Raw genomic sequence first — 18,596 nt, forward strand, 5'->3', positions numbered from 1 at the left:
CTTAATATCTGGGCATGGGGAAGGAAGGGGATCTTGAACTTCGCCATAGGGGTGATTTCCGCGAATCGTGTTCACATGAGTGAGGACTGGATAAAGAATGTGGAGATCTGTCTGTTGGGTATTAATGGGTTCCGCTCGATTGAATTTGCTTTGAGGCCAGGCGTGTTCAGTATTGACCAAAGAGGAATCGGGAATGCGACCAGGACCCGGGCCACCATTCCTACCAAAGCTAGTAGAATCAAGAGTTTCTTCGCAATAGATCGTACGAAGCTGATAGCCACCCTTAGGACTGACTTCTAGGTGGAGCTGCCCAAACAAAAATTGCCTGGCTTCGTTATACGAGAATTTTCTAAATTGAGTGCATTTTGATTTACTGGGACAGCTTTCGGAAATTTCATCGTAGTCATCTGGATGTCCAATATGAACTTTTTTAAGAATGGCATTGAGCTTATCCTTTAAATCTTGATTTTTGAGTTTTCCTTGGGCGAGTTCGTTGTAGAAATCCTGACCGTAATAGGCGTTAGGATTGTCGAAAACGGGGGCACTTTGAGCTTGCAGAGCAATAAGTAAACTAAAACTCAGTAACTTTAGAATTTCTGATCTCAACATGCCAAATCCCCTTTTGTATTTGTTCTAAATAAAATAAAAAAAGGAGACGTTACGACAGACACAAGTCTAGTTAGGCTTGAGTTTTGATCCAACAAAAAAATGAAGAAGCTGATTGAATTCAAGAAACTGGACGTAGGTCAATCGAAAATACCACTGCCGACTATTGTTGGAACGCAGTTATCGTTATTCGCGCAAACACTCGGCTCCAAGCAGGACGAGTCATCGTGCTGTCTGAATGGAGAGAAAATTCCATTTGCCTGATTCGCCCTGATTGTCCCGAGTCGATTTTGATCCTTCCAAAATTTCGCTCAAAAAGGGTATTCTCTTTTCCGTAGATTTGCTGCAAAACAGATCTGACGACAGACTTTGCGACATGAGTCAGTCCGCTCGACATAAGTTCATAATAAGTATAACCATCCTCAAGTTTTCAGTGAGCATGCCCCAAAGTGTCGGTCCCCGGTGAGAATGGCAAAACCCTTGGGATGAGTGCGTTTGAGAATGGCATTGAAACGTTCCCAGGAATTTGAAAAATCAATCCACTGCTCACCTCCGGCCAAGCTAGGCGAGAGCACTGAAAAACTGCTGACGAGAAAATGGGCTTGGGCCGGGCTCGTTTTTAGCTCGCGTTCGAGCCACTGCCATTGCTGTTCTCCCAAAATATCATCAGGAATGTCGTCCGCGTCAGACTTGTGATACCGAGTATCGAGCAAAATAATTTTAATCTGTTGTCCAGGAGGGCCCATGAGGTAAGAGGTGTATATGCCCTTCTGATGTCGACGGGAACTGACGGGCGGCTCACCAATGAAATCTAAAAATATTGCTGAGCAATCTCCTTGAACTTCCACTTTCGACCGGCATTGTTCTTAACCATAGTCGTGGTGCGTCCCAGGTTCCAATGATCGGCGTTTTTCTGGATAAATTGTGCGTAGTCCGGTTGTTGAAGTTGAATTTGAAATTTTTCTTTGAGTACCTGGGGATCTCGAGTGTCTCCGTAAATGGCGTCTCCCATCCAAATATAAAACTGCGGTTTGATGGCAGTGAGAGCGGGCCAAAGTGGCTGAGGGAGCGTCTCTTTGTTGCAGGATCCGAAGGAAAACTGGGTGACAGGTTCGAGAATTTCAACTTTTGAACTGGCAAAGCAGAGCAGTTGAAATTGAAACAAAGGACAAACAACAAAAGAAAATAATCGAACAGTGAATCTTATGTAGGTTCTGAACATGTCCCTTTGCCTCCCCCAGACCAGAAAACCAATTCATTCTCTCTTTTACAAAGTTCCAAAATCAAGACTCGCTAGGTCGAAGAGACGCGCCATATAAATATTAAAGTCTAGATCTTTCTTTTCAAAGCCAACATTCCATGAACTGGCCTGCTTGATTGTTGTTCCAAACTCCAAGGGCCCTGGCTGAACTAAATCTCAGGAATCCAGGATCTTCAAACATGCTTCCGGCAGCAGCGCTCTCGTTGTGAGCACTGCACCAAGCCGAACTCGATCCTGAACCCTGATTTAGTTCAGCCAACTCCTGTCTTTTGGACACAGCAGAATCACTGAAGGCTTGCGGGCTAACCACTGTATTAAAGTTTAAGATTCTCCTTCATAGGAAGAGTTAATCTGGGTGTCTTAAGCTGGCCCACGAGGATGTTGGTGAGGCGGGCCCCCTAAGTCCCATGAGTGGGAGGTATTTGCCTCTCCCTTCTGCTATGATATGAAGCGAACTTGCCCCCATTGTTCACTTTGTCATGAGATTTCGTTGCAAGCAATGTCGACTGAGCTTTTCAGAAGCTACCGGACAAAAGTGCTATAGGCAAAAATTGAGCACACAAAATGCAAGCCCCTTTCGGTGACCATTTATCAATCGCCTCATTTGTAAAGCCTGGTGTACATTAAAGGATCCCAAAAGGTTGAAGGATCATATTGACCTCTATGTTGATTTTCATAATCACCAGATCATTCCATGACGAGCCGGGAATTTTGGTACCAATACACAAGTTCCCTTTAGACCACAAGTTGTTCTAGATTCGGCTGTAAACTTCACCGGAGGAGCTGCCGGCAGGAGAAGTCTCATAGATCAGGTATTGGTTGCCCGCCGAAAGCTGGAAGGCCCAGGAATAGGGGTCCTCAGATCCAAATTCTATGGGAAGGGGAGAGAGCTCAAGTTGAGTCGAAATACCTAAACTGTCGACTATTCTGAGCAAAACCCGCGAACTCATTGAGCCGAACTGAACTATTCGGCTTGCGAGATCAAAGCTGGCATCTCCCTCCACGACGACGGCTGAATAGGGTGCTGTTCCTCCGGTTATATCAATTTGATATTGCCCGTTTACAAATGTGAGAGAGTTTGGACCTGCCACTTTGAGCGCATTCGACGGGGCAGCCTCGTTGCCCATATGTCCTTGAATGGTATTGTCAACATTCAGGCAGGATGAAAATGAGACCAGGGTCAACAGGAGTCCACTGAAGGCAAAGAGCCATTTTTGATCCCACCAACGTCCCATAATTGACCTCAATAAATATCGCTCATGTTGTTATCGGCGATAGATAGAGATATCTTAAATATTCTCCCTTTGAGATCTCTATTTGTTTTTAGCGAAGTCCGTGTTTGAGTCAGAAGTGTCGATGGAGGCTACCACAGGGCGTTCCATTGCTCCAACACTGGGTCGGACCGCGAGGGGGCGAGTGAATAACCATTGGCGCACAGAGATTTGTGAGAGAAGTATTCCGGGAAAAAAGAAGAGAGAACAAAGACGTAAGGCGGTTGACCAGTTGAAAAGACTTTCGTAGGCGGCAAGGCTTTGTCCGTTATGGAAAAGGTACCAGCCTCCACTTGCGGATCCAATCAAAATGGAAATAGTTTGCATGAGATTGAACAGTGTGAGAACGGGAGTCTTGTCCTGAGAACGGATTCCATTAAAGAGCAGCAGAAACGTGACAAGCTCATAGGTGCCCCAAGCGGCGCCACTCAGCACCTGCAAGCAAAGCAAATAGCTAAAGTCGTGGGAGACATTCCAGAGCATCGGGAGAGGTATAACGCCCAGAACCGCAACAAATAAGACTCGCTCAGGCTTCCATTTTCCAAGATAGCGCCTTAAGAAAAAGAGAGTGAACACTCTGGCTACGATGGAGGTGCTGAGCATACTCATGTATTTTCCGTAGCTCATGCCAAGTCCCTTCAACATGAGGGGATTAAAAAAAACGGCTCCCACATGAACGCCGATTCCAAGAACAAACATAAATAACAGAAGTTTTCCGGTTACTTGTCCACGTATTTGCTGAATCGTGGATCGGTATTGAAGTGATTGCGGGACTTCATTTAGAAATCTTCCTCCCGACTGGTTGGTGAGGTGATAAGCAGAGATGATTCGAAAAATTCCAGCCACAAAAAAGAGAAAAAAGAAACTTGAGTTCACCGGGATCTGTTGTGATTTTGAAATACCAAGCCACCATCCTCCGAGAAGAATTCCCGCCAACACCGCTCCCTGGCTGATCACGTTGCGAGTTGCAAAAAATGGCGTCCGAATTTTAACAGGAATGATTGTTCCCATCCAGGCATTCCACGCGGGTCCGTTAGCCATACCCGTTGCCCAATAGAGAGAGGCAAGAAGAAAGATGAGGTTCAGAGAGAGAATCTCAAAATACGCTTGCAGGGAAAGTATGAACAGAACAACGGCCTGTGCGAAGGATGTGAGCACGACCCACTGTTTCATGGATTTCATTCTTCTCATCATCACGGGTGAAACCATCTGCAGAAGGCCTCCTGCAAGCAAGGGAAGGGAAGTGACCCAACCGGCCGATAGATCGGAGTATCCCAATGCCAGGACGAAGGCTGCCAAATAGGTTTCTCCCGACCCAACCATTAGACTTTGAAAAAGAGCATCGCCATAACTTGAGCTGACATTTTGCCGAAGCTGTTGATTCAAAGGTCTAGACCCTCTTTTGTGCTGCCAATCTAGTTTGACTCAAATGATCATTGATCTGAAGGGATCAGACGAAATAACGCGAATCGCTAGACGCCCGACACTTGCAAGACTGGGAGCTTAAGGATTTCTTCTTCGCCCACGGGATTTGCGACCGCTCTGAGAAAAGCGAGGTTTTCTGCCCTCACGTCGGCTTTCGATGAGGGCCTTTGCTTTTCCTGGACTCATGATGCGAGCCTGGAAGGCTTCTTCTGAGTGGTATGGTTGATCAATTACGATATCTATTTGATGGGATGTTTTCTTCTCGATAGCAAAGAGAAATGACTTCTCCTCTGCCGTACAAAAAGAAATAGCGTCACCGTCTGTTCCTGCTCTGGCCGTGCGTCCGATTCGATGTACATAGTCTTCAGGAACAATGGGCAATTCATAATTGATGACATGAGTAATGCCTTCGACATCGATCCCACGGGAGGCGATATCTGTTGCCACAAGAACGCGGAGCTGATCACGGTCAAAGTCTCCAAGAGCTCGCTGGCGTGCGTTCTGTGATTTGTTGCCGTGAATCGCGGCCGCTGAAATCCCATTCGTTTGAAGTTTTTCAGAGACTCTGTCCGCGACATGTTTCATTGCAACAAAAACCAGGACTTTATGAAGGTCGTTGCCTTTTAGGACATGTACCAAAAGATTTGGCTTATCCTTTTTCTCAACGAACATGACGGATTGTTTGATCCGCTCAACCGTTGTGGCAGGAGGCGTGACTTCCACCTTTTGGGGATTCCGCAAAATGGACTGGGCAAGACTTTGAATTTCAGTTGGCATCGTAGCCGAAAAAAACAAATTATGCCTCTGGGCTGGAAGCAGAGGAATGATTTTCTTGACGTCCTTTAAAAAACCCATGTCCAGCATGCGATCGGCTTCATCGAGCACAAATATTTCGATGCGGTCCAGGCGAAGATGCCTCTGGTCAATAAGATCGAGAAGTCGTCCAGGAGTCGCAACGAGAACGTCGACACCCAGAGAGAGAGCTCGAACTTGGTTTCCCTGTCCGACGCCGCCAAAGATGGCAGTGTATTTTTGTCGCAGATGTTTTCCGTAGGTGACGAGGTTCTTTTGAATTTGGCTTGCCAGTTCTCGAGTTGGAGTCAGAATTAAAACGCGGGGGCTACGCGGAACAGGGCGAACCTGTCGACTGAAAAGGTGGTTGAGAATCGGAAGGCAAAAGGCCGCCGTTTTGCCCGTCCCTGTTTGGGCAATTCCCAAAAGGTCATGACCCTCAAGAATCAAAGGGATTGCAAGCTGCTGAATTGGCGTTGGAATTTTGTATCCGGCTTCTTTGATAGCAAGCTGAATCTGAGGAATAAGTTTAAGATCTGAAAACAGAATGTTTGACATGGGGATCATAGGTCCAATCTTGTGGGTTCCTCCTTCTACCCTAAAAACGGAAGAGCTGAGTCATTATTTTGAATATTCTATAATTTTTTCACCATTGGAAGCCATAAGCCTATTTATTTTTAAATTCCTTCTCAAGGATATCAAGGCTTTCAGGAGTTGCCATTTTGCGGAAGGCATCTTCTTTTTTTGTGAGACTGAGCGTGCTGAAAATCCATAAGACGACATAGCTACAATATAGCGCGATTAAGAATCGACTCAGCGAGCGCCTAGGGAGCCGAAAATGTTCAACAAAACCAATCAGTAAGAGAATTCCTGTGACAGCTAAACCTACGAGGCCAATGGGTTTTAGGAGCGGAGACAAGATGATCATTACGATAAAAAGGAAGGTTGGCCAATACGGTCAGAACATAGAGTTTACGAAATTGGACTTCGGCTTGATAAAAAACAGGAACGTATAATAGAAAAAACCTGAAATGATAAAATGACACGCGATTGAGGAGATGGGAAAGAAAATGAGGCCAGAAAAAAACACCAGACACACTCTGGGCGACAAAGCCTGAAAGCATCCCGCAAAGAGCGCTAAGAGTTCCCTGAATGACGATAATTGTCCACCAATCCCATTCGGGAATGTTGCGAATTCCAATGACAGGATTTTTAGAATAATTCAAAATGAAAATCAAAATTTCCTTTGCTTTTAGTTTCAAATTTATCCAATCCAATGTTTGTTCTGTCTGCATATTCTAATGGAACCATTTCGCTGGTAAGTCGGCAAGAAAAATGGCAAACAATCGAACAGGGGCCTGATCAATAGATCATAACAGCCGAACCCGAAACTCCTCAAAAATGGGCTCCTACCTTTAGTGAAGCATCAACTGCGGAGCGATCAGCACTGTCAGTTACCATAGCCGAACGATAGCTGAGTCCTGCTCCAAATGAAAGCTCACGGGTAATAGGACTATCGACGCTCAAAGAGAAAATGGAAGAGGGCGTTGAATACTCTTCTATTTCAACCTGATTCGCCAGCCTTGTCTTAAGTTCGAGAAATCGCGCCGCTAGACCAAAGCCGAAATGCAGTTTGACCGATGGGGTAAGAGGTGTTCGGTAGATAAGGCTCAGATCGAATTCTTGAAGAGTCGTGGAAACTGTTCGATCGATCTCGGCATCTGAATATCTTCTGATCGAACCCTCTGCCATCCAGTTGAGAGAAAATAGATCAATGCCAAGACTTGCCTCAACTCCATTCTGAAATCCCGATAGTTTCGTTCCTTTGGAATTTTTGAGAGAAAGCAGGCTTGTGACAAGTCCAACACCTCCGTGAATCTGGACGTTGGCCAAGGGGTCAGTGTCAGATTCTCTGTGCCTCAATTGTGAGGAGCTAAGACCCTTCACTATGGAATCATAATTGAAGTAGGAATCATCGTCTGTCTGGCCCCAAGAAAGGCTTGCCGGCGCCAGGCCGAAAAGAGCAATTAAAAAGATAAAGCCCATCATCCTTGGTACATCGTGAAGAAGAAAAGAAGTTTTAAAATGAATTTTGAATAAAGACATCAAATTTCCCCCGCTTTTTTACCAGTGTAGCAAAGCTTTGGGAAATTGTAAAAAACTCGTCTTTGCAAATGTTTGAAGAAGGGTGAGAATAGGAGGAACGAGCAAGTAAGGGTGTGGATGATGGGCCTAAAACCAGACAAATGTTTGTGTGCCTTCTGTCGTCTCGAAAGACGCGTTTATCGAAAAAAGCATATCTCCATGATAAATGTCCTTCTCTCGTTTTTTGTGAGCGCTCTCAGCATGGCTGTCTTCTGGGAGAATGCAGATGCCCGAGCGCTTCTCTTCTTTGTTATTTTTCTTTCTGTTGCAGAGATATTTATTCAGGTTCGCTGGCGATTGACATTGTCTTGCCCTTTTTGCGGATTTGATCCAGTTCTATATCTTCGCAGTCCAGCTCAGGCCACTGCGAAAGTTAAGAAAAAACTTGAAGAAAGCAGGAACAGTCCTGCGTTGCTTTCAGCCCATAACCCCTGGACTCACCTTGAGAGATTATCTTTTAGGCCACGAAGTCACAGCGCAACAGAAAATTCATTCAGTTCCAAGGTCGAAGTATAGCCACAAGCTTGCATTCTGGGTCGATTTGACGTTACCTCCTTTTTAGTTTCTATTATCATCGGTATGACCATATTGATGGTGTGAGGGTGTTCGGTAATAGAATGGCGCTTCAGAGGCAAGCTCAATTTGATGTGGCAGTAAGCAGTGAGTGGTATGTGGCATGTTGGAAAAAACACTAATAATTATTCCCACCTATAACGAAGCAGAAAATGTCGTCGGTTTGATCACGGAGATTTGCCAAAGAAATCCTCATGTTCATGTTTTAGTGGTTGATGATAATTCCCCTGATGGGACTGCCGATCGTGTTGAAGCTTTTGGTAACAAGACTGAGTGTGCGGAAGCGGTTCATGTCTTGCGACGCCCAGGAAAACAGGGTTTAGGTCGAGCCTATATTGCGGGCTTTCGTTGGGGGCTTGAGCGCAACTATGATATTTTAGTTGAGATGGACGCAGACTTTTCCCACAGGCCATGTGACTTGGCAAATCTTCTTACCGCTCTTGAGGGCCATGATTTTGCCATCGGATCTAGGTGGGTTCGCCACGGAAGAACTCTGAATTGGAGTATTTGGAGAAAAGTGATTAGTATTGGAGGGAGTATTTATTCTCGTTTTATATTGGGCTATCCCATTCGTGATTGGACAGGTGGGTTCAATGCCTGGCATGCGAGAGTTTTAAAGGAAATAGGTCTCAATGAGATCCATTCGGAAGGATATAGTTTTCAGATAGAGTTAAAATATCGGGCGAGCTCCTGTGGATTTCGTGGAATTGAGGTCCCGATAGCTTTTGATGAACGCAGAGAGGGGAAGAGTAAGATGTCCGGCCGCATTGTATTGGAAGCCTTGTATCGGGTCTGGTGGATACGTTTTCAAGCATTGTCCATAAAAGGGAAGGGATGAAAGTTATCTATTTTGTCCTGATCCTATTTCTCGCGATCCCCGCATTTGGTGAGAATGAGGAAGGGGCAGATGGAACAGCTCCTCCTTCAGCGGAATCGCCCCCACCTTCAAATTACGAGAGTGAGGCTGAGACCAAACCCCAGTTAAAGGGTGCTGGCGAGAGCAAGCCAGTCAGTAAAGATGAAAAGCCAGAAAAAGAGGAAAAGGCACCTCGTGCAGAGTCCCCTCCTCTCATCTCCAATCCTCCCAAGAGACTGAGTTCTCCCCAATCAAAATCGGGGGAGTCCAGTAGGGCAAAAGGTGGAGGCGAGAAAGCCAAAGCCAAACAATCTAAAAAGAAAAAAGCCAAAGCGAAGGATTCAAAAGGAGATGCAAAAGGTCAGTGGGCTGTGGTTCAGACCGATGGAGCAGCAGCGTATAAGGTCCCTAACTTTGATTCTCCTGTATTGGAATACCTTGAGGCGGGAAGAAAGGTTCGAATTTCGCAGAAAATTTTTCAAGGGATTGGGGGGTTCGGTGCTTTCTATAAGGTAAAAATATCGGAAAAAATATTTGGATATATAGCAGATGTTGATGTTGTATCTGAACACAAGGCGAAGTCGAGCGGAAGGAGTATTGCGGCGATTCAAAAGAACCCCTTTTCTCGCAGCCCTCAAGCTGAGGACCTTGACCAAGTACCGATATTTTTTACGCGATATATGGGCGGCATTTTGGGTTCTGTCAATTATGCTGAGAAGTTTTCAGGAAACCGTTTGAGCTCAAGTGAGACGATTTTTGGATTCAGATTGTCAGGTCCGGGTGCATTGGTTGACGGCTTGCCCCTCGATTTTTCACTCTTGTTTCATTCTGGAGCGCCGACTTATTATTCCGAGAGAATTGCTGAGGGCAATCCTTCAGGTTTTTTTGTGATCAGCGATATTTTTATGCCCTACCCTTTTCTTCAAACAAGTAATACTTTGGTCAGCTGGGGGCTTGGGCTTATGGGCACCTACACGCGTTTTAATTTGTTGGTTAAAAATACAATTTTTGATTCGCAGGAAGCCAGAATTGGGCTGGCGGCCCAATTGGGGTTCACCTATCGATTTGGGAAATTTGCAGTTCGCCTTGAAGCCAAATACTACTATGAGAAAACAGACTACGCCGGGTATTTTGCCACGATCATGCGCAAGTATTAACTACAGTTCCAACCCCAGTATTAACTACAGTTCCAACCCCAGTCCTTGATCATTTTTTGCCAAGCAGGTCCATCATGTCTTTGAGAATCTTGTGATTGGCCTGTTCAATCTCAATTAATTTTGATATGAGCTCTCTCATTGCCGGAGCCGGCTGAACCGTGAGCTTTTCGCCGTCAAAATGGACCACAACTTGAGAGTTCGCATCGAGACCCATTGCTTCCATCGTGGACTTCTCAATCACCAGAGCTGCCGAATTGCCGGTTCTGATTAGTTTCTTTTTCATATCTCCCCCTTTTACATGCCGCTTCTTAGTTTCCAGATTACCAAGAAATTGTTATGACAATATGAGGATTTAGTGAAAATCCTTACAAGGTATGTCCGTATCGAATTGGCACAATCCTAATGGATTTGAGGATTCTTCTTCCCGTTATGGGAATGATCTGGCATAAATTTCACCTCTTCCTTGAAGGGGATTGCCATTCTTGAGGGGTCTTCATGGGTTCTTTTCTAAATTGGACGTTGAACATATCGCTGATTTTCTTTTTTTTCTCTGGTCAAGGTGTTTCGTTCGGTGACACTGCTCCCTCTTTTAAAGAGAAGCTGAGTCTGTATTCGATAGTGACAGAAATTCCAAAGACGAGCGAAGCAACCCTTCAGGAGTCTTTTACAAAAGCGACAATTGGTCCCTGGGCGGGAATACTTTTGAGTACCGCTATTACTTTCCAATACGATCAAGAAATTCTGGACAATGTTCAATATTTTGGTCGCAAATCAGGCGTAGGGAATCAGGACAATACGAAAACGGTTTGGCGCGTAGGTCCTTATCCCATTCTTCGGTTGCCTACAGATACGGGCTCCCTTTTATATTTTTTCGGAGATGGCTGGATTCATATGGGTACAGCTGCGGGGCTTCTAGCTGGCGGGCACTTTGGAGGCAACACGAGAGCTTGGAACACCGGTATTCAATTGGTCCATGGGATGACAGTGTCTACTTTTTTTAGTCAGGCTTTTAAGCGAGCGACCGGACGAGAAAGTCCGACTGAGCTGACGGAAGACAGAGGAGCGTGGCGACCATTCCCTAGTATTAAGGCCTACAATGAACACACAGCTCGCTATGATGCCTTTCCCAGTGGACATATCATGACAGCGACACTGACTTTTACTGTGTTGGGAGAGAATTATCCCGAATACATTGATTGGATTGTTCCCATTGAAATTGGTTGGCTCACTTTGTTGGGGCTACAGATGATCAACAATGGAGTTCATTGGGCCAGCGACTACCCACTGGGCATTGCCATGGGATATCAGATTGGAAAAATCAGCGCAAGAATAGGAAAAGAGAAGAGATCAGATAATTCAAGCCAAAACGGAGATCGAAGCTTCTGGAATGATTGCTTTTTTTACTCGGGAGTCTTCGAAGGAGCTCCCACGATCAATGTGTTGGCAACTTTTTAGCAAAATTGGAACTTGGGTCGGCAGTGGGCCTGAAAGAGAGAATTTACGGAAGATCGAAGGCACATAAAAATTTTGAGTTCCGAAGTGATCGATCAGATCTCGGCTGGTGAAGTTGTGGAGCGGCCTGCTCACCTCGTTAAGGAATTGGTCGAAAACAGTCTCGACGCGGGCGCCACTGATATCGAGGTTGAAATCGATAATGGAGGGCGCCAAGTTTTGGTTCGCGACAATGGGAAGGGGATGGAGCGACAGGACTTAGTTCAGTGCTTGGCTCGTCATGCAACGAGCAAGATCCAGGTGGCCGATGATCTTTGGGCTCTTGTAACTTATGGGTTTCGAGGTGAAGCCTTGGCGAGCATCAGCGCAGTGAGCGAATTATCCTTGGTCTCGCGCCCGTCCGGAGCAACTATGGCTCAGGAGCTCAAATGCCATTATGGCAAGATTGCCGATCCGGTCGAGGTGGGTGGAAAGTTGGGCACATCGGTTTCTGTAGATAATCTTTTTGGCAATACGCCCGCAAGATTGAAGTTCTTGAAATCAGATACAGCAGAAATTACTCAAATCAGGCTGGTTTTGAAGGCGATGGCAATGTCCTCACCTCGAGTGAGTTTTCGCATTCGAGGAAAGGGGAAATTACTTCACTTTTGGCCTGAATCAAGCTCATTGAAGGAACGAGCGGAGCAGGTTTTGGAGTCCAAGCCGCTTTTTTATGCTGAGGGTTCCGAGAATGGAATTGAAGTTAAGATTGCTTTTAGCGCTCCTCATCAGGTCGTCGCCAACAATAGACAGATTTGGACTTTTGTCAGAGGTCGGTGGGTGACAGATCGAGGACTGATGGCAGCAGTCATGGAATCCTATAGAAATCTCCTCATGCACGGCGAATATCCCATTGTTGCATTGTGGGTTGATCTTCCTCCCGACGAAGTTGATGTTAATATTCATCCAACAAAGTCACAGGTAAAGTTTTTAGATAGCTCTCGGGTCTTTCGTGCCGTTCTCCATGTCTTGAGATCTGCCCTTGCAAGGTCACCTTGGCTTGAAGAGATACTCAAGGATCAAAAAGTACGAGAGGCGCACTTGGCACCATCTTCAAGTTTTTCATTTTCAGATCAGGAATTGGTGCGCACTCAATATTCTGATAGAGAGAATTGGGTGAGGGGTGAGCAAATTCTTCAGGTGAGAGAGCCAGATCATCATTTGCTTGGGCCCTTGACGGATACCTTGCCGGAAACAAGAATTCAAACAAGGCCTTTGTCCTGCCCGGAAAAAGGAGCTTCTTCTGTTCTGGATTCGCCATCGGAACAACTGTCCCCCTTAAAAGATCAGATGGCGACTGCCCAGTGGTCTTCCCTGCAGATCCTTGGGCAGGCTCGTCTGACTTATATTATCTCTCAATCCTCCGAATCACTTTTTTTGATCGATCAGCATGCTGCCCATGAACGTGTCCTCTTTGAAACTCTGATGAATACTTGGAACACTGGACGCAAGGAGGTTCAGAATTTCCTATTGCCATTGAGCTTGGGAATTGAGGCGGATCATCTTGAGGCCATTATGAGTCGGGCGTCAGATCTTGAGAAGTTAGGAATTGGAGTAGAGCAATCGGGTCCTGAAAGTTTGGCTGTGAATAGTTGTCCAGTTATACTCAAAGAAGCTGCGGTTGAAAAAGCTTTGAGATGGTTAGGGGAGGATCTTGTTAGCAAAGGTGGCAGTTTTGCCTTTGAAAAGGTTGTGGGCGATTTTTTTGCGACAATGGCCTGTCATTCCGCGATCAGGGCTGGTCAGGTTTTGAGCATTGGCGAAATGAAAAATCTGTTGGAGCAAATGGATGAGTTTTCCTTTTCAAGTTTTTGCCCTCATGGTCGACCCGTATTTGTCGACTATCCTTTTCGAAAAATAGAGAAGGAATTTGGGAGATTGGGCTGAGTTTTTCATGTCAATAGCGTCAACCATGTCAAATCCAATTTTATTTGTCGTAGGCCCTACTGGATCTGGGAAATCTCGCCTCGCACTGGAATTGGCAAAGGAACTTCATTTGCCGATCATCAATTGCGACAGTGTGCAGGTTTATCGGCGCGTGAGTATCGGCACGGCAAAGCCATCTATCGAGGAAATGAATTCAGTCCCTCATCATTTGTTTGATATGATTTCCCCTCCCATTGAGTTTACGGCCGGGGAGTTTCGGCGCGAAGCGCTTTTGGTAATAAAGAATTTAGCCCACTCCACTCCCGTTATAATGGTTGGGGGGAGTGGATTCTATATTCAAGCGCTTCAAAAAGGAATGTATGAAGTCGGTAAGGTATCGGAAGCTGTTCGTCTTTCACTTGAACAGGAACTAGCTCAGGGGGGACTCGGCCCTCTATTTGAGGAATTGCTTGCGCGAGATCAGAAATTGGCATTGAAAGTAGGTCCCACCGATACTTATCGCATATTGAGAGGGCTAGGTCTGTTGAGAACTCATGGAAAAACTCTGACGGAGATTCAAATCGAGTTTCAGAAAAATAGCGACATTGCATTTCCTTATCGGTTTGCAACATTGGGCTTACACATCAATCGTAGCCAATTGAAAGAACGCCTTCAAAAGAGGGCGTGGCAGATGGTCGAAACTGGTCTTATCGAAGAGGTGGAAGATCTTCTTGCTGACCAACTCTCAGATTGGGCACCTATGAAGAGTGTGGGATATAAAGAGACTTTGTCTTACTTGCGAGGTGAGCTGGGTGATCGTGATCAGCTGATAGACGCAATTACTGCGAACAGCATGCGACTAGCAAAGCGACAGAGAACTTGGTTTCGTCGCGACAAAGACATTCGATGGTTTGATGTCGAAACCGAGTGGCTAAAGGCCAGAAGTTTTGGTATGGCTTTTCTGAAGACTGGGTCTGTCTTGACTACCCCTCCTGCTTGAGCTGAAATTCAATTTACATTGAGATAGGAATGATATGAAAAGCATGACGGGATTTGGGACATCTTTGGGGAGCAACTCCTTTCTGAATTTGGAGATTTCCATCAAGTCTATTAACGGTCGGTTTTTCGACGCTCGTTTTCACCTCCCTCGAGAGTATTTTTCTTTCGAAGCAGAGATGAAAAAGGAAATAGTTAAACATGTTCGAAGGGGAAGTCTGGACATCTATGTTCAGCGTCGAGTTCTGGACTCTACAGCTGGAGTGAAAATTGTTGTGAACCGGAAGTTGGTAGGCAGATGGATGAAGGCTTACCGGGATTTGGCTCAAGCCGCGGGTGTCTCAGAATTGGTTAGTTTGGAAACACTGGCGGCTATTCCAAATGTGCTGCAAACGGAGGGAGAACGAGAAGTGAATTCGAAGGAGAAATCACTTCTCTTTTCTCAGCTGAAGAGATCTCTGCAAAATCTGGAGAAGGAGCGCCAACGGGAAGGCCTCGCCTTGAGAAAGGACATCGAAAAGCACCTTCAGGGTTTAGGCGATCTGGCGCGTGAGATGGAAAAATTGAGACTTGATGCCAACGGTGCACTTCTTAAGAAAATGGAATCTCGGCTTAAGCAGGCCAATCTGACAGGGCAGGTCGACGAAGTTCGTCTCTCGCAAGAAGTAGCGATCATTGTTGATCGTGCGGATATTGGTGAGGAGATCGCGCGATTGAGGGAGCATTTGATTGCATTTGCTGGAGAGGTGGAGCGACAAGGATGTGAAGGGAAGAAGCTGGATTTCTATTCCCAGGAGCTACTCCGAGAGGTCAATACGATTGGGTCAAAATCGCAGGTGATACATTTGACCCATCTGGTAGTTGATGCGAAGACTCATATCGAAAAGATCAGGGAACAAGTTCAGAATGTTGAATAGGTGCCTAACAAGCAAGGGGCACTTGAGATGAGGGATAACATGCCTAAAAATCTATTTTTTATTCTTGTTGGGCCGAGTGGAGTGGGTAAATCCACCTTTCTTGATAGGGTCTTAAAAGATTTCGAGAATATTTGTGACATTGTGACTTTCACGTCTCGTAAGAAGAGGACTGGAGAAAAAGAAGGCTCCCCTTACCATTTTGTGACTCGAGACATGTTTTTGAGTTTGATCGATGAGAAGTTCTTCATTGAGTGGGCTGAGGTGCACGGCAACCTTTATGGAACTCCCAGAGCTCAAATTGAGGAGGCATGGAAGAAGGGGTTGGGGGTGATAATGGACCTAGATATTCAGGGAGCTCGAGCGATGGCCCGCGAATATCCTCAGGCAGTGACAGTATTCATCCATCCACCCTCAATTGATGAACTGCGTCAGAGAGTGATCAAGAGAGAAGGTTCTGTGACCTCAGATTTAGAGGTGAGAATGAAGAATGCTCAAAGGGAAATATCCTTGGCCAGCGAGTGTAACTATCAGTTGGTGAATATAGACCTTGAGGTTTCATACAAAGAACTCAAGAAACTAATTGAAGAAACTCTAAAACCCCGTTAGTCTGCAGGGCTCTTGACGCTAATCTGAAAAGGGAGACTACGAGTGGCTCGTGTAACGGTGGAAGATTGTCTGACAAAGGTCCATAATCGTTTTGCTTTGGTATTATTGGTCTCCAAGAGGGCAAAACAACTCATGAAGGGTTCTCAGGCTACTTTGGGGATCAAGAGCAATAAAACGGTGGTCGTGGCTTTGAGAGAAGTGGCTTCTGGAAATGTATTTTTTGATATTGACGAGACCGAGGGTAGTTCTGAGGCTCAGATTGTTCGGGATCTTAATCGCTAATAGCGGGCCTGATTCTATCTTTCCTCCGATCTGATGGGTTTTAAATGAGAGTTTCCACTTTAGGGATGGCTCTGTTTTTCCGAAAACGAAGATGAGGGAAGACGACTTAGTCATGAGTGAAACGACGACCCCAGAAGCGATAAAAGACGACTCACCACAAAGTTTGGATGATCTCCTTCAACAGATTGAACTTTTTTACCCAGGCGCAAATCTAAGTCTCATCGAACGTGCGTACAAGTTTTCTGAAAAAGCCCATGTCGGGCAAATCAGGCGAAGTGGCGAGCCATATATATTTCACCCCTTAGGTGTGGCGGCTATTCTGGTTGAGTTGCGTCTGGATTTGGCTACCATTGCGACGGGTTTACTTCACGACACCGTTGAGGATACGTCGGTCACTATTTCGGACATTGAGAAAGAATTTGGTAAGGTGATTGGCCTGCTCGTTGATGGTGTGACTAAAATTTCTCGAATGAAATTTCGAAATACCCACGAAAAGCAGGCTGAGAATATCCGTAAGATGATTGTCGCCATGGGGAAGGATGTGCGGGTCGTTTTGGTGAAGTTGGCCGATCGGCTGCACAATATGCGCACTCTCAATCATATGTCGTATGAAAAGCAGGCGCGCATTGTCACTGAGACACTTGATATTTACGCGCCCTTAGCGAGTCGTTTGGGAATCAGTAGTCTCAAAGTTGAGCTTGAAGATCTGAGCTTTCGCTATGCGTTTCCTGAAAGTTATTATGCTCTTGCTCAAAAAGTTGCCAAGAAAAAGCGTGAACGCGAGAAGTACATTGAAGAAGTTAAGAAAATTCTCATAAATGAATTCGCAAAAAGAACCAGAACAAAATTCGAGATAACGGGTAGATCAAAGCACCTCTATTCGATCTGGCGAAAGATGCAGGAACGAAATATCGATTACGAGCAGGTTTTTGATGTTTTGGCTTTTCGTGTGTGCGTGAATTCAATGCCAGAGTGTTATGAAGTTTTGGGTCTTGTCCATTCTTTATGGAAGCCCATTCCCGGCCGATTTAAGGATTTTATTGCAATGCCTAAGGTCAATAACTATCAGAGCCTTCACACAACTGTGATCGGGCCTGGGGGTGAACGCATTGAGATTCAGATACGAACCAACGAAATGCATTTGGTGGCGGAGCGGGGGATCGCGGCCCATTGGCAGTACAAGGAAGAAGGTCATGGCAATGAGGGAGTTTCTGACGAAGTAGCCGATAAGTTCAATTGGCTTCGCGAGTTGGTGAATTTGCATCAGCAGACTCACAATCCCGATGAGTTTTTAGAGAGTGTAAAAACTGATCTTTTTGATTCCGAAATTTATGTTTTTACTCCAAAGGGGGAAGTAAAGGAACTTCCTGAAGGGGCGACTCCGATTGATTTTGCATACAGTGTGCACACGGACATTGGCCACCGTATTGTGGCCGCACGTGTAAACGGACGGCTGGTCTCATTGAAGTACCAACTTAAAAATGGAGATTCTGTCGAGGTCATAAGCAGTAAGAGTCAGACTCCTTCGAAGGATTGGCTGAAGTACTGCGTGACGACTAAGGCAAAGGCAAAAATTAGGGCGCACGTAAAGGCGGAACAGCGTAAGCGAGCGGCCGAAATCGGGCATCAGCTTCTCGAAAAGACCTTTCGTCGACATGGCTCTAGCTATGTGAAATACGCTCAGGGGATTGAATACGAAAAGCTGCTCAAAGAAAATGGAGCGAATACGGTCGAGGATTTACTCATTCGGATTGGTTACGGAAAGTTAATGCCAGCCCACGTATTTGAGCGACTCGTTCCTGATACGAACGAGCAAAGTTCTTCTTCCGAGAAGGACGAGGAAACCTCCTTTTTGGCAAAGGCCTTTAAATCAGCAGTAAACAAACGCAAGAAATCGGCCTCTCCGATAAAAGTCGAAGGGATGGACGATCTTCTGGTACGATTTGGAAAATGCTGCACTCCTATTCCTGGGACCCGATCATCGGCTTTATCACCCGAGGCAGAGGGATCACCGTTCATCGAGCTGATTGTGATAAATCCTTTGATCTGGATCAGGCGCGACGAATTGACGTCGAATGGAGTGGGGATAAGGGGCAGGACGAAGGAAGACTGGTTCGAGTGAGAGTGGTGAGTCAGGATATCCCTGGCTTATTGAAAAACATGACGGAAGTTTTCTCTATCGCTGGAGTCAACATCCATAATGCCCAGGCTCGCACAACAAAAGATCGTAAGGCCATATGCGTTTTCGATCTCAGTGTTCGAAATACAAATCAACTGAGTGACGTCATGAGTGCCCTCATGAAGCTCAAGGGAATCATAGGCGTGACCCGTATCACACACTCATAGGCTTAA

The 18,596-nt window shown here is 45.7% G+C and carries 19 protein-coding genes and 1 pseudogene; 10 read left to right on the forward strand and 10 right to left on the reverse strand.

Annotated features, from left to right (window positions below; translation table 11 throughout):
- From IPL83_03225 to IPL83_03265, 9 genes are all read right to left on the reverse strand, one after another.
- A partial coding sequence (locus tag IPL83_03225) for an endonuclease (protein MBK9038168.1) occupies nucleotides 1–609 on the reverse strand: 609 nt, incomplete at its 3' end.
- 419 nt (nucleotides 610–1,028) lie between these two features.
- The gene (locus IPL83_03230; protein MBK9038169.1) at nucleotides 1,029–1,454 is read right to left on the reverse strand and encodes a hypothetical protein; all 426 of its coding nucleotides are present in this window, start codon (nucleotides 1,452–1,454) and stop codon (nucleotides 1,029–1,031) included.
- Complete coding sequence (locus IPL83_03235) at nucleotides 1,418–1,828, reverse strand: hypothetical protein (GenBank protein ID MBK9038170.1); 411 nt, start codon at nucleotides 1,826–1,828, stop codon at nucleotides 1,418–1,420. The genes IPL83_03230 and IPL83_03235 overlap by 37 nt, the downstream gene beginning before the upstream one ends.
- A 121-nt stretch (nucleotides 1,829–1,949) precedes the next feature.
- Nucleotides 1,950–2,144 carry a hypothetical protein gene (locus IPL83_03240; GenBank protein ID MBK9038171.1) on the reverse strand — a complete coding sequence of 65 codons (195 nt, stop codon included), beginning with the start codon at nucleotides 2,142–2,144 and terminating at the stop codon, nucleotides 1,950–1,952.
- A 475-nt stretch (nucleotides 2,145–2,619) separates the two neighbouring features.
- Nucleotides 2,620–3,102 carry a hypothetical protein gene (locus IPL83_03245; GenBank protein MBK9038172.1) on the reverse strand — a complete coding sequence of 161 codons (483 nt, stop codon included), beginning with the start codon at nucleotides 3,100–3,102 and terminating at the stop codon, nucleotides 2,620–2,622.
- Nucleotides 3,103–3,180: 78 nt separating this feature from the next.
- The gene (locus tag IPL83_03250; protein MBK9038173.1) at nucleotides 3,181–4,524 is read right to left on the reverse strand and encodes an MFS transporter; all 1,344 of its coding nucleotides are present in this window, start codon (nucleotides 4,522–4,524) and stop codon (nucleotides 3,181–3,183) included.
- A gap of 117 nt (nucleotides 4,525–4,641) precedes the next feature.
- The gene (locus IPL83_03255) at nucleotides 4,642–5,913 is read right to left on the reverse strand and encodes a DEAD/DEAH box helicase (protein ID MBK9038174.1); all 1,272 of its coding nucleotides are present in this window, start codon (nucleotides 5,911–5,913) and stop codon (nucleotides 4,642–4,644) included.
- Between the two features lie 284 nt (nucleotides 5,914–6,197).
- Nucleotides 6,198–6,617 carry a hypothetical protein gene (locus IPL83_03260; protein MBK9038175.1) on the reverse strand — a complete coding sequence of 140 codons (420 nt, stop codon included), beginning with the start codon at nucleotides 6,615–6,617 and terminating at the stop codon, nucleotides 6,198–6,200.
- A gap of 133 nt (nucleotides 6,618–6,750) precedes the next feature.
- Entirely contained in the window at nucleotides 6,751–7,461 is a 711-nt protein-coding gene (locus IPL83_03265; GenBank protein MBK9038176.1) for a hypothetical protein, read from the reverse strand.
- Between the two features lie 117 nt (nucleotides 7,462–7,578).
- Here IPL83_03265 and IPL83_03270 point away from each other — a divergent pair, with 117 nt between their 5' ends.
- From IPL83_03270 to IPL83_03280, 3 genes are all read left to right on the forward strand, one after another.
- A complete protein-coding gene (locus IPL83_03270; GenBank protein ID MBK9038177.1) occupies nucleotides 7,579–8,016 on the forward strand; it encodes a hypothetical protein in 438 nt (145 codons plus the stop codon).
- A 160-nt stretch (nucleotides 8,017–8,176) separates the two neighbouring features.
- The gene (locus IPL83_03275; GenBank protein MBK9038178.1) at nucleotides 8,177–8,911 is read left to right on the forward strand and encodes a polyprenol monophosphomannose synthase; all 735 of its coding nucleotides are present in this window, start codon (nucleotides 8,177–8,179) and stop codon (nucleotides 8,909–8,911) included.
- Entirely contained in the window at nucleotides 8,908–10,086 is a 1,179-nt protein-coding gene (locus tag IPL83_03280) for a hypothetical protein (GenBank protein ID MBK9038179.1), read from the forward strand. Before IPL83_03275 ends, IPL83_03280 begins: the two co-directional genes overlap by 4 nt.
- Nucleotides 10,087–10,135: 49 nt before the next feature.
- On the opposite strand, the gene IPL83_03285 is transcribed toward IPL83_03280, so the two are convergent.
- Nucleotides 10,136–10,369, reverse strand: coding sequence for a hypothetical protein (locus IPL83_03285; protein MBK9038180.1), 234 nt, complete (start codon nucleotides 10,367–10,369; stop codon nucleotides 10,136–10,138).
- Nucleotides 10,370–10,581: 212 nt separating this feature from the next.
- Between IPL83_03285 and IPL83_03290 the strand changes: the two genes are divergently transcribed.
- From IPL83_03290 to IPL83_03320, 7 genes and pseudogenes are all read left to right on the forward strand, one after another.
- Nucleotides 10,582–11,541 carry a phosphatase PAP2 family protein gene (locus IPL83_03290; protein ID MBK9038181.1) on the forward strand — a complete coding sequence of 320 codons (960 nt, stop codon included), beginning with the start codon at nucleotides 10,582–10,584 and terminating at the stop codon, nucleotides 11,539–11,541.
- A gap of 84 nt (nucleotides 11,542–11,625) precedes the next feature.
- Nucleotides 11,626–13,464 (forward strand): DNA mismatch repair endonuclease MutL, encoded by a 1,839-nt coding sequence (mutL, locus tag IPL83_03295; protein ID MBK9038182.1) that lies wholly within the window; start codon nucleotides 11,626–11,628, stop codon nucleotides 13,462–13,464.
- A gap of 7 nt (nucleotides 13,465–13,471) precedes the next feature.
- Nucleotides 13,472–14,443, forward strand: a complete 972-nt coding sequence (gene miaA, locus IPL83_03300) for a tRNA (adenosine(37)-N6)-dimethylallyltransferase MiaA (GenBank protein ID MBK9038183.1) — start codon at nucleotides 13,472–13,474, stop codon at nucleotides 14,441–14,443.
- 34 nt (nucleotides 14,444–14,477) lie between these two features.
- A complete protein-coding gene (locus IPL83_03305; GenBank protein ID MBK9038184.1) occupies nucleotides 14,478–15,356 on the forward strand; it encodes a YicC family protein in 879 nt (292 codons plus the stop codon).
- A 39-nt stretch (nucleotides 15,357–15,395) separates the two neighbouring features.
- Nucleotides 15,396–15,962: a guanylate kinase gene (gene gmk, locus IPL83_03310; GenBank protein ID MBK9038185.1), complete on the forward strand. Its 567-nt coding sequence runs from the start codon at nucleotides 15,396–15,398 to the stop codon at nucleotides 15,960–15,962.
- A 42-nt stretch (nucleotides 15,963–16,004) separates the two neighbouring features.
- Complete coding sequence (locus IPL83_03315) at nucleotides 16,005–16,244, forward strand: DNA-directed RNA polymerase subunit omega (protein ID MBK9038186.1); 240 nt, start codon at nucleotides 16,005–16,007, stop codon at nucleotides 16,242–16,244.
- A 112-nt stretch (nucleotides 16,245–16,356) separates the two neighbouring features.
- Nucleotides 16,357–18,590, forward strand: a pseudogene (locus IPL83_03320) (bifunctional (p)ppGpp synthetase/guanosine-3',5'-bis(diphosphate) 3'-pyrophosphohydrolase).
- The last annotated feature ends 6 nt before the right edge of the window (nucleotides 18,591–18,596 follow it).

The organism is Bdellovibrionales bacterium, from assembly GCA_016716765.1.
GTDB lineage: Bacteria > Bdellovibrionota > Bdellovibrionia > Bdellovibrionales > UBA1609 > JADJVA01.